The organism is Azospirillum thiophilum (assembly GCF_001305595.1).
Lineage (GTDB): Bacteria > Pseudomonadota > Alphaproteobacteria > Azospirillales > Azospirillaceae > Azospirillum > Azospirillum thiophilum.
Map to the genome: position 1 here is coordinate 2,849,131 of NZ_CP012401.1, position 12,356 is coordinate 2,861,486.

Annotated in this window: 11 protein-coding genes; 3 read left to right on the plus strand and 8 right to left on the minus strand. The window is 68.3% G+C overall.

All coding sequences use genetic code 11. The annotated features are described in order from the left end of the window. Positions 1-67: 67 nt before the first annotated feature. The 7 genes from AL072_RS13170 to AL072_RS13200 all read right to left on the minus strand — a co-directional run bounded on the left by AL072_RS13170 (position 68) and on the right by AL072_RS13200 (position 7,397). Positions 68-1,726 (minus strand): ATP-binding protein, encoded by a 1,659-nt coding sequence (locus tag AL072_RS13170; protein WP_245636688.1) that lies wholly within the window; start codon positions 1,724-1,726, stop codon positions 68-70. A gap of 473 nt (positions 1,727-2,199) precedes the next feature. Continuing rightward, positions 2,200-2,682, minus strand: a complete 483-nt coding sequence (locus tag AL072_RS13175) for a MarR family transcriptional regulator (protein ID WP_245636689.1) — start codon at positions 2,680-2,682, stop codon at positions 2,200-2,202. 192 nt (positions 2,683-2,874) lie between these two features. Continuing rightward, on the minus strand, positions 2,875-3,654 hold the full coding sequence (locus tag AL072_RS13180; protein ID WP_045582176.1) for an SDR family oxidoreductase: 780 nt from the start codon (positions 3,652-3,654) through the stop codon (positions 2,875-2,877). Between the two features lie 15 nt (positions 3,655-3,669). Continuing rightward, complete coding sequence (locus AL072_RS13185) at positions 3,670-4,389, minus strand: HdaA/DnaA family protein (protein WP_045582175.1); 720 nt, start codon at positions 4,387-4,389, stop codon at positions 3,670-3,672. 13 nt (positions 4,390-4,402) lie between these two features. Continuing rightward, positions 4,403-5,470, minus strand: coding sequence for an AI-2E family transporter (locus AL072_RS13190; RefSeq protein ID WP_045582174.1), 1,068 nt, complete (start codon positions 5,468-5,470; stop codon positions 4,403-4,405). Continuing rightward, on the minus strand, positions 5,467-6,027 hold the full coding sequence (locus AL072_RS13195; protein WP_045582173.1) for a CDP-alcohol phosphatidyltransferase family protein: 561 nt from the start codon (positions 6,025-6,027) through the stop codon (positions 5,467-5,469). The genes AL072_RS13190 and AL072_RS13195 overlap by 4 nt, the downstream gene beginning before the upstream one ends. Then, positions 6,024-7,397: a DUF2066 domain-containing protein gene (locus tag AL072_RS13200; protein ID WP_045582172.1), complete on the minus strand. Its 1,374-nt coding sequence runs from the start codon at positions 7,395-7,397 to the stop codon at positions 6,024-6,026. Before AL072_RS13200 ends, AL072_RS13195 begins: the two co-directional genes overlap by 4 nt. A gap of 97 nt (positions 7,398-7,494) precedes the next feature. On the opposite strand from AL072_RS13200, the gene purM reads away from it, so the two are divergent. From purM to AL072_RS34925, 3 genes are all read left to right on the plus strand, one after another. Continuing rightward, positions 7,495-8,556, plus strand: coding sequence for a phosphoribosylformylglycinamidine cyclo-ligase (gene purM, locus AL072_RS13205; protein ID WP_045582171.1), 1,062 nt, complete (start codon positions 7,495-7,497; stop codon positions 8,554-8,556). A 21-nt stretch (positions 8,557-8,577) separates the two neighbouring features. Further along, positions 8,578-9,231, plus strand: coding sequence for a phosphoribosylglycinamide formyltransferase (purN, locus tag AL072_RS13210; RefSeq protein WP_045582170.1), 654 nt, complete (start codon positions 8,578-8,580; stop codon positions 9,229-9,231). Positions 9,232-9,354: 123 nt separating this feature from the next. Beyond that, the gene (locus AL072_RS34925) at positions 9,355-9,498 is read left to right on the plus strand and encodes a hypothetical protein (RefSeq protein ID WP_158511063.1); all 144 of its coding nucleotides are present in this window, start codon (positions 9,355-9,357) and stop codon (positions 9,496-9,498) included. Positions 9,499-9,663: 165 nt separating this feature from the next. Here AL072_RS34925 and AL072_RS13215 read toward each other — a convergent pair whose 3' ends face one another. Next, entirely contained in the window at positions 9,664-12,312 is a 2,649-nt protein-coding gene (locus AL072_RS13215; RefSeq protein ID WP_045582169.1) for a valine--tRNA ligase, read from the minus strand. Positions 12,313-12,356: the final 44 nt, after the last annotated feature.

A 12,356-nucleotide genomic window follows, 5' to 3' on the forward strand; every position in this document is an offset into this window, starting at 1 on the left:
AGCGGAGAAAGAGTGGCCCTCCCCCGTCGCCGGGGAAGGGCCGAAGGACGGCCTGATCGGGGATGGATCAGATCTGGCCGCGCTCGCTGGCCTGACGCATCAGGACATATTGGCGCATCATCTGGTTGCGGAAGCGGTAGCGCTCGCGGCCCGGCTCGACCACCGGGGCGAGGATGCCGCCATGATCATCGCGGGTCAGGCGCTTCAACAGGTCGAGCATGGCCGGTCCCGGCGGCTCGCCATTCTCGCCGGCCAGATCCCTCGGGTCGAACGCGCCATAGGCATCGGCCGGACACAGGGCGGCGGCCAGCAGCGCGTCCTCGAGCTCGGCCCGGCGGTCGGCGGCCAGGGCGCGGGCATAGCTCTCGACGATGCCGCGTTCGGCCTCCTGCAGGCAGCGGGCGACAGCATAGGCCAGATCGGGCCGCTCCACCATCCTGCTGCCGCGGCTGACGGCGCTGCGCGCCGCATGCAGGCCCAGAAGCTGGGCGTAATAGGGCAGCCCGCGCACGAACTCGGCGATCCTCCGCACCACGTCCGGGGCGAACTCGATCGCGGCGTTCTGGGCGCCGGCCTGGATCAGCCGGCCGATCTCCTGGTCGGTCATCAGCGGCAGATGCACCGGCACCAGCGAGCGCTGGATCGACGGGTGCTTGCCCAGCAGCTGGTCGAGATTCTCGGCGACGCCGACGACCAGCAGGGTGACGGGAATCGAGCTGTCGGTCAGGTTCTTGAACAGCTCCGCCAGCTTGTTGCGGAAATCCTCGTCGGTGACGCGGTCATACTCGTCGAGAATCAGCAGCACATGGGTGGCGTGGATGCCCGACAGCACCTCGTTCAGCTCGGTGACGCTGAAGGTGCCCTCCGGCAGAAGCTCGTTGAAGCTGGCGAAGTTGCGCCGCGCCGCGAACGGGTTGTCGAGCGCCGAGCGATAATAGGTCGAGGGTATCTTCTTCAGGAAATGCCGGAAGATGTCCTCGAAGCTCAGCTCGCCGCTGCAGGTCAGCTTCAGCGACAGGTAGCCGGCCTGGCCGGCGATCTTCTCGATGGCGTTGGCCACCGAGGTCTTGCCGCGCCCGCGGTCGCCATAGAGGATGACGTGCGCCCGCTCCTCCTCGATGGCGGAGATGATGCGGCGCAGCGTGTCGTTGCGGCCGATGAACAGGCCGTTCAGCTGCTGCTTCGGCCGGGTCGGGGTGAAGGCCTCGCGCAGCAGGCCGTTCAGTTCGGGGGTCAAGCCCTTCAGCATGGCCGGCGCGCCGCCCCCCATGCCACCCCCTGGGCCGCCGCCCATGCCGCCCATGCCGCCGCGGTAACCGCCGTTCACCGACATGGTGAAGCGCGGCAGCTCATGTTCGCCCTCGGCCTCGCGACCTCCCGGCTGCGGGAACATCAGGCCGCGGCGGTCACCGGTGGCGTCGTTGTCGAGAATGTCGGGCGCCGCCAGGGCGGTCGGCCCGCGCATCGCGTCGAACCCGCCGCGGTTGCCGTCGACCGGCCGCAGGTGCGCGCCCGCCGGACGGCCGAATCCCGGGGCATTGGTAAAGCCGGCTTGGCCGGGTCCCATCATCGTTTGACCGGCCGGAACCGGCCCGCCATGCACGGGCACCGGGTTGGCACCGAGGCCGGCACCGGTGATGCCGCTGCCGGGACCGGTCCCGCCGGCCGCCGGCATCCGCTCGTCCGCCACGGCGGCCGAGCGACGCTTCCGAAAGAAATTCCGCATCCGTCCGAATCCCCACGCGTTGTCGGCGTTCGCGGAACCTGTCCCGTTTCGGCTTCTCTGATCGGGCCAGGAACGGTTCCGCGTGTTCCCGATGTAAGCGCTGCGCCGGCCGGAAGGACCTGGGATTTCGGATATCATACCGACGCGGCATCCCCCATTCGGGGAGCTCTTCCGAAGGGGTGCTCGCCTCCGGCCCGATACGGCCCTCAGCCAATCAGGATCGGGCCGACCATGGCCCAGCCATAGAGAACCGCCAGGAACAGGGCGAGGGTCACGCACTCGCGCAGGAAAGCCAGAACCGCCATGCCAACCTCCATTGTTCGCGTCTTGTTCTTTCTAGATACCAGAACAGACATGGAACGGCAACGGGTCAGTTCCGATTACGTTCTCGTTATGGACTTCTGTGTTCCATTTCGGACACAAGCCGAACCGTCAGGCCCTTATAAAGTTACGTGTTGGAAGAGCCGACGGCGTCAGGCCGTCTCGGCATCGTCGTAACGGATCAGATCGGTCCAGGCACGTTCCAGCCGCCGCAGCGTGCGGTAGGTGGTTTCGAAATCGGCGCCGTCGCTGTCGCTGCGCAGCAGGCTGTCGGCCCGCATCGCCTCCAGCTTCTTCAGCGCCTCGCAGGTGGCCAGCCCCCGGCCGGACAGCTTGAGCCGGGCGGCCCGGCGGTCGCGCTGCGAAGGGCTGCGGTCGACATAGCCGGCCTCGACCAGATGCTTCAGATTGTAGGAGGCGTTGGAGCCCAGGTAATAGCCGCGCTCGAGCAGGTCGCGGACCGACAGTTCCTCGGTGCCGATGTGCAGCAGCATCAGGGCCTGGGTCGGGCTGAGGTCGGTCACGCCGACCCGGGCCAGTTCCATCCGCAGCACGTCGAGGAAACGCCGGGTGATGCTCTCCATGACGCGGCCTAGGTCGGTGTAGACCGCGGGGGCCGCCACGCTCTGCTGCATGCTCATCGTTCCTGTGCCAGTGGCGTTGTCGCCGTTGGCCGGCCGCCGCGGCGCCGCCGCGGCTGTGAACCGGCGGACCCGGGAAGCGGCGCTTCGGCACCCCCTCCCGCGGTCGTTCCTGAATGGCCTGTGACGATGGGCGGATTTTGATGCGAATTGGAGGGACAAACTTGGGACGTGGGAATCCGGCCCCTACAGAGTTCCGGGATAACCGCCGCCATCCAGAAGAATGTTCTGGCCGGTCATGAAGCCGGACTGCGCGGCGCACAGGAAGGCGCAGGCCGCCCCGAACTCCTCCGGGTCGCCGAATCGGCCGGCCGGGTTGCCCTTGCGGCGCACGTCCATCTCCTCTTCGATGGTCCGGCCGGCGGCCTTGGCCCCGCCCTCCATCGTCTTGCGCAGGCGGTCGGTCTCGAAGGGGCCGGGCAGCAGGTTGTTGATGGTGACGTTGTGCTTCACCGTCTGGCGCGACAGCCCGGCGACGAAGCCGGTCAGGCCGGTGCGTGCGCCGTTGGACAGGCCGAGGATCGGGATCGGCGCCTTCACCGCGGCGGAGGTGATGTTGACGATCCGGCCGAACCGGCGGGCGACCATGCCGTCGACCGTCGCCTTGATCAGGAAGATCGGCGCCAGCATGTTGGCGTCCAGCGCCCGAATCCAGTCGTCGCGGTCCCAATCGTGGAAATCGCCCGGCGGCGGCCCGCCGGCATTGTTGACCAGGATGTCCGGCTCCGGGCAGGCGGCGAGCGCGGCGGCCCGCCCCTCCTCCGTCGCGATGTCGCCGACGGCGGTGGTTACGGTCGCGCCGGTTGCCTTGCGGATCTCCTCCGCGGTGGCCTCCAGCGCGTCGGCGCTGCGGGCGGTCAGCGTGACATGTACCCCCTCGCGGGCCAGTGCGAAGGCGCAGGCGCGGCCCAGCCCCTTGCTGGCGGCGCAGACGATGGCGCGGCGGCCGGCGATCCCCAGATCCATGTCTCATCCCTTCCTTCAGGTCGTTTTGGAACCGGATCGTTGCGGTTCCGTCTGTTGCAGCTCCGAAAGAACCTCGCGCGCCAGCGGCACCGTCACCCCGCGATGGGCGGCCAGCGACGCATGGTCGAGCGCCGCGACCAGACGGCGGGCGAAGTCGAGCGAGCGTTCCATCCGCGCCAGCAGATAGGTGACGACCTCCATCCCCGGCCGCAACTGACGGTCGGCGAACAGCTTCACCAGCACGGCGGCCAGCAGCGCGTCGTCGGGCGGCCTCACTTCCACGGCCGGTGCGCCCTTGATGCGGGACCGCAGGTCGGCCAGCCGGGCACGCCAGCGCGACGGCGCCTTGCGCGACAGCAGCAGCAGATGCCCCTGCTGCTCGCGGGCCAGATTGTAGAGGTGGAACAGCGCCTCCTCCCGCGCCGGCTTGCCGGCCACGGCATCGGCATCCTCGACCACCACCGCGTTGGCCGCCGCCAGCAACCCCGGCAGGTCCACCCGGTCGAGCGCGTCGCCAGCCGTCACCACCGCATGGCTGCGGGCGCGCCAGACCTGGGCCAGATGGGTCTTGCCGCAGCCGGCCGGTCCGAACACCGTCAGTGCCGGTGCCGGCCAGGACGGCCAGCGGTCGAGCCACGCCACCGCGTCGGCGTTGCTGGGCGCCACCAGGAAATCCTCGCAGCCCATGGCCGTCCGGTGCCCGAGGTCGAGCGGTATCTGCGCCGGCAAGCTCATGCGGACACACCCATCAGCGTTCCGCGTCGGTGCCGCGGTAGTACGGGCTCGAGAGATACTGTCGCAATGCAAAGCGGGTCAACACGCCGATCACCGCAGCCACCGGAACCGCCAGCAGCACGCCGACGAAGCCGAACAGGCTGCCACCGGCCAGCAGGGCGAACATCACCCAGACCGCATGCAGCCCGACCTTGTCGCCGACCAGCTTCGGGGTCAGGACATTGCCCTCGACCGCCTGTCCGAACAGGAAGATGCCGATCACGATGCCGACGCGCCAGAACTCATCGAACTGAAGCAGGGCCAGCCCGGTGCTGGCGACGAAGCCGAACAGGCTGCCGACATAGGGGATGAAGGACAGCAGCCCGGCCAGCAGGCCGATGACCAGCCCGAAATCGAGCCCGGCCAGCGACAGCGCGAGCGCGTAGAAGACGCCGAGGACGACGCAGACCAGCGCCTGCCCGCGCACGAAACCCGACAGGGTGACGTTCACTTCGCGCGCCTGCTCGCGGATCGTCTCGGCATGCTGGCGCGGCAGCCACGAATCGACCTTCGCCACCATCAGATCCCAGTCGCGCATCATGTAGAAGGCGACGATGGGGGTGATGAACAGCAGCGTCACGATGTCGAACACCGCCATCCCGCCGGACAGGATGCGGCTGACCACCCGCCCGACCATGCCGGCGACCTCGCCCGCATAAGTGCCGGCGGCGGCGCGCAGCCGCTCCACATCGTCGGCCGGCAGCCGGTGGATCAGCCGGTCGAGCGCCGGGATCAACCGCTCCTTCACCAGCGCGGCATAGGTCGGCAGCACCTCCAGCAGATGGGAGACCTGCCCCTGTACCAACGGCAGCAGAAGCAGCGACACCAGCACCAGCCCCAGCAGGAAGGACAGCAGAACCAGCGTGGTGCCGAGCCAGCGCGGCAGCCTCACCGCCTCCAGCCGGTCGACCAGCGGGTCCAGCAGATAGGCAATGGCGAGCCCGGCCACGAAGGGCAGCATCATGTCGGCCAGCAGCCAGAGCGCCAGGACGAACAGCCCCAGCCCGATCAGCCAGAAGCGGATCTGCTTGCTCTCCGTCACGGCACGCCGCCCAGCCGGTTGAACAACAGGGCGCCGCGCCGCGCGTACAGCAGGCCGGACAGCAGCGTCGTCGCGGTACAGGCATACACCAGCAGCTCCACCAGCTCCCACCCGTACAGATGGATGTCCGGCAGGCTCAGCGCCGGCGGCGCCAGTACGGCGGCGGCCAGCGCGATCTGCACCACCGTGTTCACCTTGCTGACATAGAGCGGCTGCATCGCCAGCGTCTCCTTCAGGGTGAACAGCAGGATGACACCGCCGATGATCATGATGTCGCGGAACACCACCATCATCGCCAGCCACAGCGGGATCGCCCCCACCCAGGCCAGCGCGACATACACCCCGATGATCAACGTCTTGTCCGCCAGCGGATCGAGATAGCCGCCCAGCACCGTACGCGCCCGGAACATGCGGGCGATGGCGCCGTCCAGCGCGTCCGACAGCCCGGCGGCGACGAACAGCCAGAAGGCCCAGTCCATCCTGCCGGTCAGGATCATGTACATCGCGGCCGGAACCGCCACGATGCGCAGGAAGGTGATGATGTTGGGAACGCTCACGGCACGCTCTTGGCCGGCAGCGTTCCGAGGTTGCGCGGCGGGGCGCCCATCACGGTGCCGGTCGTGCCCGCGTCGAGCGGCGCCGACGGCGCGAGGCTGGTCGGCGAGGCGGTCGGCGAGGCGCCGGAGGGACTTGTGCCCGTGGAAGCCGCGCCCGATCCGCGCGGCAGCAGCGTGATCTGCCAGTCGGCGGACGGCGCTGCCGGCAGGGGCGCGCCCGGATAGCCGGCGGGGGCCGCGCCAGGGGCAGCGGCAGGGGCAGGGGCAGTGCGCGCAAGGCCGAGATCCTGGCGGACCAGCGCCTGGGCCAGCTGGTCGGGATCGCCGCGATGGGTCAGGGTGAGCAGCGCCTCGCTGCGGCTGATCGACACCAGGTTGGTGCGCGTCACCGCATGGACGCCGGCAAGCCGCTTGCGCGTCTCGACCCAGTCGTTCACCGCGCTCAGCGGCACGCGGACCAGGGTGTTCTGCTCCGGCCCGGTCGCGGTGGTGTGTTCGCGCCGCCACGAGTCGTCGAGCTGGGTGCCCACCGCGGCGACCGCACGGGTCATCAGATCCTCGGGGCTGCTGCCCTTCACCTGCACGGTCTGGGCGTCGCGCGTGCCGTCCAGGCCGTAGCGCACGACCTCCACCGTCAGACCGCGCGCCGGGTCGGGCCCGTTCGCCGGCAGATCGGTACGGGCAACCACGACTCCGCCGGCCTTGTAGGCCTGGGCGATGCGGGCCAGAGCCTCGGCATTGCCGCCGACCGCATCCTCGCCGCTGATCGCCTGGGCATCCGACAGCTCGCCGTCCGGCACCACCAGCGGCACCAGCGAGGCGGCGGGCTGACGCGCCTCCCACGCCTCGCGCCAGGGGGTGCGGTCCTGCCACAGGATGATCCGGCCATCGGTCTGGGTCACCGGCAGGATCACGAAGGGCTGTGCCGGCGGCTCCACATACTGGGTGGCGCCGCCGCTCTGGCCGAGCGCGTCGCGCACCGCGTTGGGACGGAAGCGAACGGTGATGGCGCCGAGATAGCGGCTGGCCGACACCTTCTCCTCGTCGATCTCGAAGCCCTGGACCAGCCGGGCGATGTCGTTGTCCGAGAGTCGCGGCGGGTTGCCGCCGCCGGGCACCAGGCGCCGGTACAGCTCGGCCCAGGCCTTCGCCTGCGCCTCGCGGATCGCCTGGTCGCGGACGGTGGTCGGGTTGCTGCCGTTGATGTCGACCCTCACCCCCGTCACGGCGAAGGGATCGGCGGCGGAGGTGGAAGCGGCCGGCGGCGGGGAACCGGTCTGCGCACCCGCCGGCCCGGCCATGGTCAGGACCAGGACGGTGGACATGGCAGCAAGACCGGCGAGGAGCGGCGCGCGGCGGCGGTGGAGCATTGCAAAGCCTTCCGATTCGAGTATGTTCGGCCCGAGCCCAAGGGCCGGTATATAGCTCAGCCCAAGCGAGGATACCATCAGCACCCAGTCCTATAACATGTCCGACGCCTACAAGCAGGCCGGTGTGGACATCGATGCGGGCAACGCGCTTGTCGAAGCGATCAAGCCGCTTGCCCGCTCCACCGCGCGTTCCGGCTCCGACGCGGGCCTGGGCGGCTTCGGCGCCCTGTTCGACCTGCGCGCCGCCGGCTACCAGGATCCGCTTCTGGTCGCGACGACCGACGGCGTCGGCACCAAGCTGAAGGTGGCGATTCTCGCAAACCGTCACGATACGGTCGGCATCGACCTCGTGGCGATGTGCGTGAACGACCTTGTGGTCCAGGGCGCGGAACCGCTGCTGTTCCTGGATTATTACGCCACCGGAAAGCTCGACGTGGCCGCCGGCCGCGACATCGTCGCCGGCATCGCCGAAGGCTGCCGCCAGGCCGGCTGCGCGCTGGTCGGCGGCGAGACCGCCGAGATGCCGGGCATGTACTCTGAGGGCGACTACGACCTCGCCGGCTTCTCCGTCGGTGCGGTGGAACGCCAGCATGCGCTGACCGGCTCGGCGGTCCAGGCGGGCGACGTGCTGCTCGGCCTCGCCTCGACCGGCGTGCATTCCAACGGCTATTCGCTGGTGCGCAAGCTGGTGGAGAAGTCCGGCCTCGGCTATGACGCCGCCTGCCCGTGGGATGCGTCGAAGACGCTGGGCGAGGCGCTGCTGACCCCCACCCGCATCTATGTGAAGAGCACGCTGAAGGCGGTGCGCGCCGGCACGGTCCGTGCCATGGCTCACATCACCGGCGGCGGCCTGATCGAGAATATTCCGCGCGTCCTGCCCGACGGGCTCGGCGTGACGCTCGACGCTTCCAGCTGGACGCTGCCCCCCGTCTTCTCCTGGCTGATGAAGACCGGCGGCATCGCTCCTTACGAGATGGCGCGCACCTTCAACGTCGGCCTCGGCATGGTCGTCGTCGTTCCGGCCGACAAGGCGGATGAAGCGGCCGGCATCCTGCGCGAGGGCGGCGAGACGGTGTTCACCGTCGGCAGCGTCACCGCGCTGAAGGACGGCGACGCCCGCGTGACCGTCACCGGCATGGATGCGGCCTGGACCGCGTAAGGGACGCCTGAAGGTACGGTGATGAGCAAGCTGAAGCTCGGCGTCCTGATCTCGGGGCGCGGCAGCAACCTGCAGGCGTTGATCGACGCCTGCGCCGTGCCGGGATTCCCGGCCGAAATCGCCCTGGTGCTGTCGAACAAGGCCGACGCCTTCGGGCTGGAGCGGGCATCGAAGGCCGGGATCGCCACCGCGGTGGTCGACCACCGCGACCATCCCGGCGACAAGCCGGCCTTCGAGGCGGCAATGGACTCCACGCTGCGGCAGGCCGGCGTCGAGCTGGTCTGCCTCGCCGGTTTCATGCGCCTGCTGTCGCCCTGGTTCGTCGGGCGCTGGCAGGATTCGCTGATCAACATCCACCCGTCGCTGCTGCCCTCCTTCAAGGGTCTGCACACGCATGAGCGGGCGCTGGCCACCGGCGTCCGTTTCCATGGCTGCACCGTGCATTACGTGCGGCCGGAGATGGATGACGGCCCGATCATCGCCCAGGCCGCCGTGCCGGTCCTGCCCGGCGACGATGCCGACAGGCTGGCCGGGCGGGTGCTCGAAGCCGAGCATCTGCTCTATCCCCACGCCGTCCGCCTGATCGCCGAGGGTCGCGCCCGAGTCGACGGTGATGTCGTGTGGATCGACGGCCCCGCCCCGGACCTTGCGACCATGGTCAATCCGCCGCTTTAGGCTGGATCGCCCCGTATCTCCTACCCCTCCGGTATAGTTGACGGTTCCGCTCGGAATCTGTTGCGTTTCCGTGCGCCTGCGTCAAAATTGCGGGCAAAAGAAACCATTGGAGGAGTCATCGAGATGGCAGCCGTCAGTCCCAACCCGGTCAGTGAGGAAACCGTCCGCGCGCATCAGGCGGGTTGGATCGCCTTCACCCAATTCATGAAGCTCAGCATCGCCGGTGTCATCGCGGTGCTGGTGCTGCTGGCGATCTTCACGCTGTAAGGCTGAGTTTCGCGGCGCTTTTGCCCCCTCCCCATCCCTCCCCCGCTTCGCAGGGGAGGGGGCAGGAGCTTTGCGCAAATGCGGCGGCAGTCCCCTCTCCCGCATTAGCGGGGGAGGGCTAGGGAGGGGGCAATCGCCGCTGCCCCCTCAACTCTTGCCAGCCGATCACCCGGCCAGCATCTCCAGCGCCTTCTGCAGCTTGTCGCGGGCCTGATCGGCGGCCTCGCGGCGCTCGCGCTGCTCCTCGATCACCTCTTCCGGCGCCTTGGCGACGAACTGCTCGTTCGACAGCTTGGCGTCGATCTTCCTGATCTCTCCCGCCAGCTTGTCGATCTCCTTCGACAGGCGCGCCTTTTCCTTGTCGAGATCGACGATGCCTTCCAGCGGCAGCACCAGGGTCGTCTCGTCGAGCACGGCCTGCACGCTGCTCTTCGGAACGTCGCCCTGCAGCGGCTCGACACTCGACAGGCGGGCCATGCGCAGGATCAGGTCGCGGTGGGTGTCGAGCCGTTGCAGGCTGATCCCGTTCGGATCCTTCAGCTTCAACTCGATCTGCGCCGCCGGCGGGACGTTCATTTCCGACCGCATGGATCGAACGGAGGTGATCAGCCGCACCACCCAATCCATCTCGTCGCGGGCCGCCGGATCGACAATGCCGGCGGCGAACTCCGGCCATTCCGCCGAGATCAGGCGGTTGGCGCGGGCCGGCGACAGCTGTTCCCACAGCTCTTCGGTGATGAAGGGCATCAGCGGGTGCAGGATGTGCAGGATCTGGTCGAGCACCCAGGCGGTCGTCGCCCGCGTCTCCGCCTTCGCCGCCTCGTCGGTCCCGGCCAGGATCGGCTTGGTGAACTCCATGTACCAGTCGCAGAAGCTGCCCCAGGTGAACTGGTAGGCGGCGCCGGCGGCCTCGTTGAACTTGTAGGCGTCGATCGACTCGGACACCTTCTTCGCCGCATCGGCAAGCGAACCGACGATCCAGCGGTTGACCGTCTGGGTCAGGCCGACCGGCTGGTATCCGGCGACCGGCTCGCAGCCGTTCATCTGGCAGTAGCGGGCGGCATTCCACAGCTTGGTGGCGAAGTTGCGATAGCCCTCGACCCGGTTCACCGCCAGCTTGATGTCGCGGCCCTGGGCCGCCATCGCCGACAGGGTGAAGCGCAGCGCATCGGTGCCGTACTGGTCAATGATCTCCAGCGGGTCGATGACGTTGCCCTTCGACTTCGACATCTTCTGCCCCTTCTCGTCACGGACGAGGGCATGGATGTAGACGGTGCGGAAGGGCACATCCTTCATGAAGTGCAGCCCCATCATCATCATCCGGGCGACCCAGAAGAAGATGATGTCGAAGCCGGTCACCAGCACGTCGGTCGGGTAATAGCGGTCCAGTTCCGGCGTCTGGTCGGGCCAGCCGAGCGTCGAGAAGGGCCACAGCGCCGACGAGAACCAGGTGTCGAGCACGTCCTGGTCGCGCGTCAGCTCGACGTCCCGGCCGTAATGCGTCGCCGCGGCGGCACGCGCCTCCTCCTCCGTCTCCTCGACGAAGAAGGCGCCGTCCGGCCCGTACCAGGCGGGAATCTGATGGCCCCACCAGATCTGGCGGCTGATGCACCAGGGCTGGATGTTGCGCATCCATTCGAAATAGGTGTTCTCCCACTGCTTGGGCACGAACACCGTCTTGCCGGTCTCCACCGCCTCGATCGCCGGCTTGGCCAGCGTCGCGGCGTCGACATACCACTGGTCGGTCAGCCACGGCTCGATGGCGACGCCCGAACGGTCGCCGTGCGGCACCATGTGGGTGTGCGGCTCGATCTTCTCCAGAAGCTCCAGCGCTTCCAGCTCGGCGACGATCTTCTTGCGCGCCTCGTAGCGGTCGAGCCCGCGATAGGCCTCGGGAACATTGTCGTTCAGCCGGGCGTCGCGGTCCATGATGTTGATCTGTTCGAGACCGCAGCGCTTGCCGACCTCGAAGTCGTTGAAATCATGGGCCGGCGTGATCTTCACCGCACCGGATCCGGTCGCCGGGTCGGCATACTCGTCGCCGACGATGGGGATCAGACGGCCGACCAGCGGCAGGCGGACCATCTTGCCGATCAGATCCTTGTAGCGCTCGTCCTCCGGATGCACCGCGACGCCGGTATCACCCAGCATGGTTTCCGGACGGGTGGTGGCGACGGTGATGAAACGCCCCTCCTCCCCGTCGATGGGATAGCGGAAGTGCCAGAGGTTGCCCTTGATCTCCTTCTGCTCGACCTCGAGGTCGGAGATCGCTGTGTGCAGCTTGGGGTCCCAATTGACCAGCCGCTTGTCCTTGTAGATCAAGCCCTGCCGGTGCAGCTCGACGAACACCTTGCGAACGGCGCGGCTCAGCCCCTCGTCCATGGTGAAGCGCTCGCGCGGCCAGTCGGGCGAGGCGCCCAGGCGGCGCAGCTGGCGGGTGATGGTGCCGCCCGATTCGGCCTTCCACTCCCACACCTTGTCGATGAAGGCGTCGCGGCCGAAATCGTGGCGCGTCTTGCCATCCTTCGCCAGGTTGCGCTCGACCACCATCTGGGTGGCGATGCCGGCATGGTCGGTGCCGGGCTGCCACAGCGCGTCGCGGCGGCGCATGCGGTTGTAGCGGGTCAGCACGTCCTGGATGGTGAAGGTCAGCGCATGGCCCATATGCAGGCTGCCGGTGACGTTCGGCGGCGGCATCATGATGGTGTAGGGCTTGCCGTTCGACCGCGGATCGGCGGCGAAGGCGCCCGACTCTTCCCACAGGCGGTAGTGCTTCTCCTCGACCTCGGCGGGCCGATACGTCTTTTCCAACATCACCCGAACTTTCGCTTGAAACGTCTCAACCGGTGCTGACGACC

Excerpts from the sequence above, each read along its gene's own strand:
- AL072_RS13170 (WP_245636688.1), bottom strand. The coding sequence starts at position 1,726 with ATGCGGAATTTCTTTCGGAAGCGTCGCTCGGCCGCCGTGGCGGACGAG.
- AL072_RS13175 (WP_245636689.1), bottom strand. The coding sequence starts at position 2,682 with ATGCAGCAGAGCGTGGCGGCCCCCGCGGTCTACACCGACCTAGGCCGC.
- AL072_RS13180 (WP_045582176.1), bottom strand. The coding sequence starts at position 3,654 with ATGGATCTGGGGATCGCCGGCCGCCGCGCCATCGTCTGCGCCGCCAGC.
- AL072_RS13185 (WP_045582175.1), bottom strand. The coding sequence starts at position 4,389 with ATGAGCTTGCCGGCGCAGATACCGCTCGACCTCGGGCACCGGACGGCC.
- AL072_RS13200 (WP_045582172.1), bottom strand. The coding sequence starts at position 7,397 with ATGCTCCACCGCCGCCGCGCGCCGCTCCTCGCCGGTCTTGCTGCCATG.
- purM (WP_045582171.1), top strand. The coding sequence starts at position 7,495 with ATGTCCGACGCCTACAAGCAGGCCGGTGTGGACATCGATGCGGGCAAC.
- purN (WP_045582170.1), top strand. The coding sequence starts at position 8,578 with ATGAGCAAGCTGAAGCTCGGCGTCCTGATCTCGGGGCGCGGCAGCAAC.
- AL072_RS34925 (WP_158511063.1), top strand. The coding sequence starts at position 9,355 with ATGGCAGCCGTCAGTCCCAACCCGGTCAGTGAGGAAACCGTCCGCGCG.
- AL072_RS13215 (WP_045582169.1), bottom strand. The coding sequence starts at position 12,312 with ATGTTGGAAAAGACGTATCGGCCCGCCGAGGTCGAGGAGAAGCACTAC.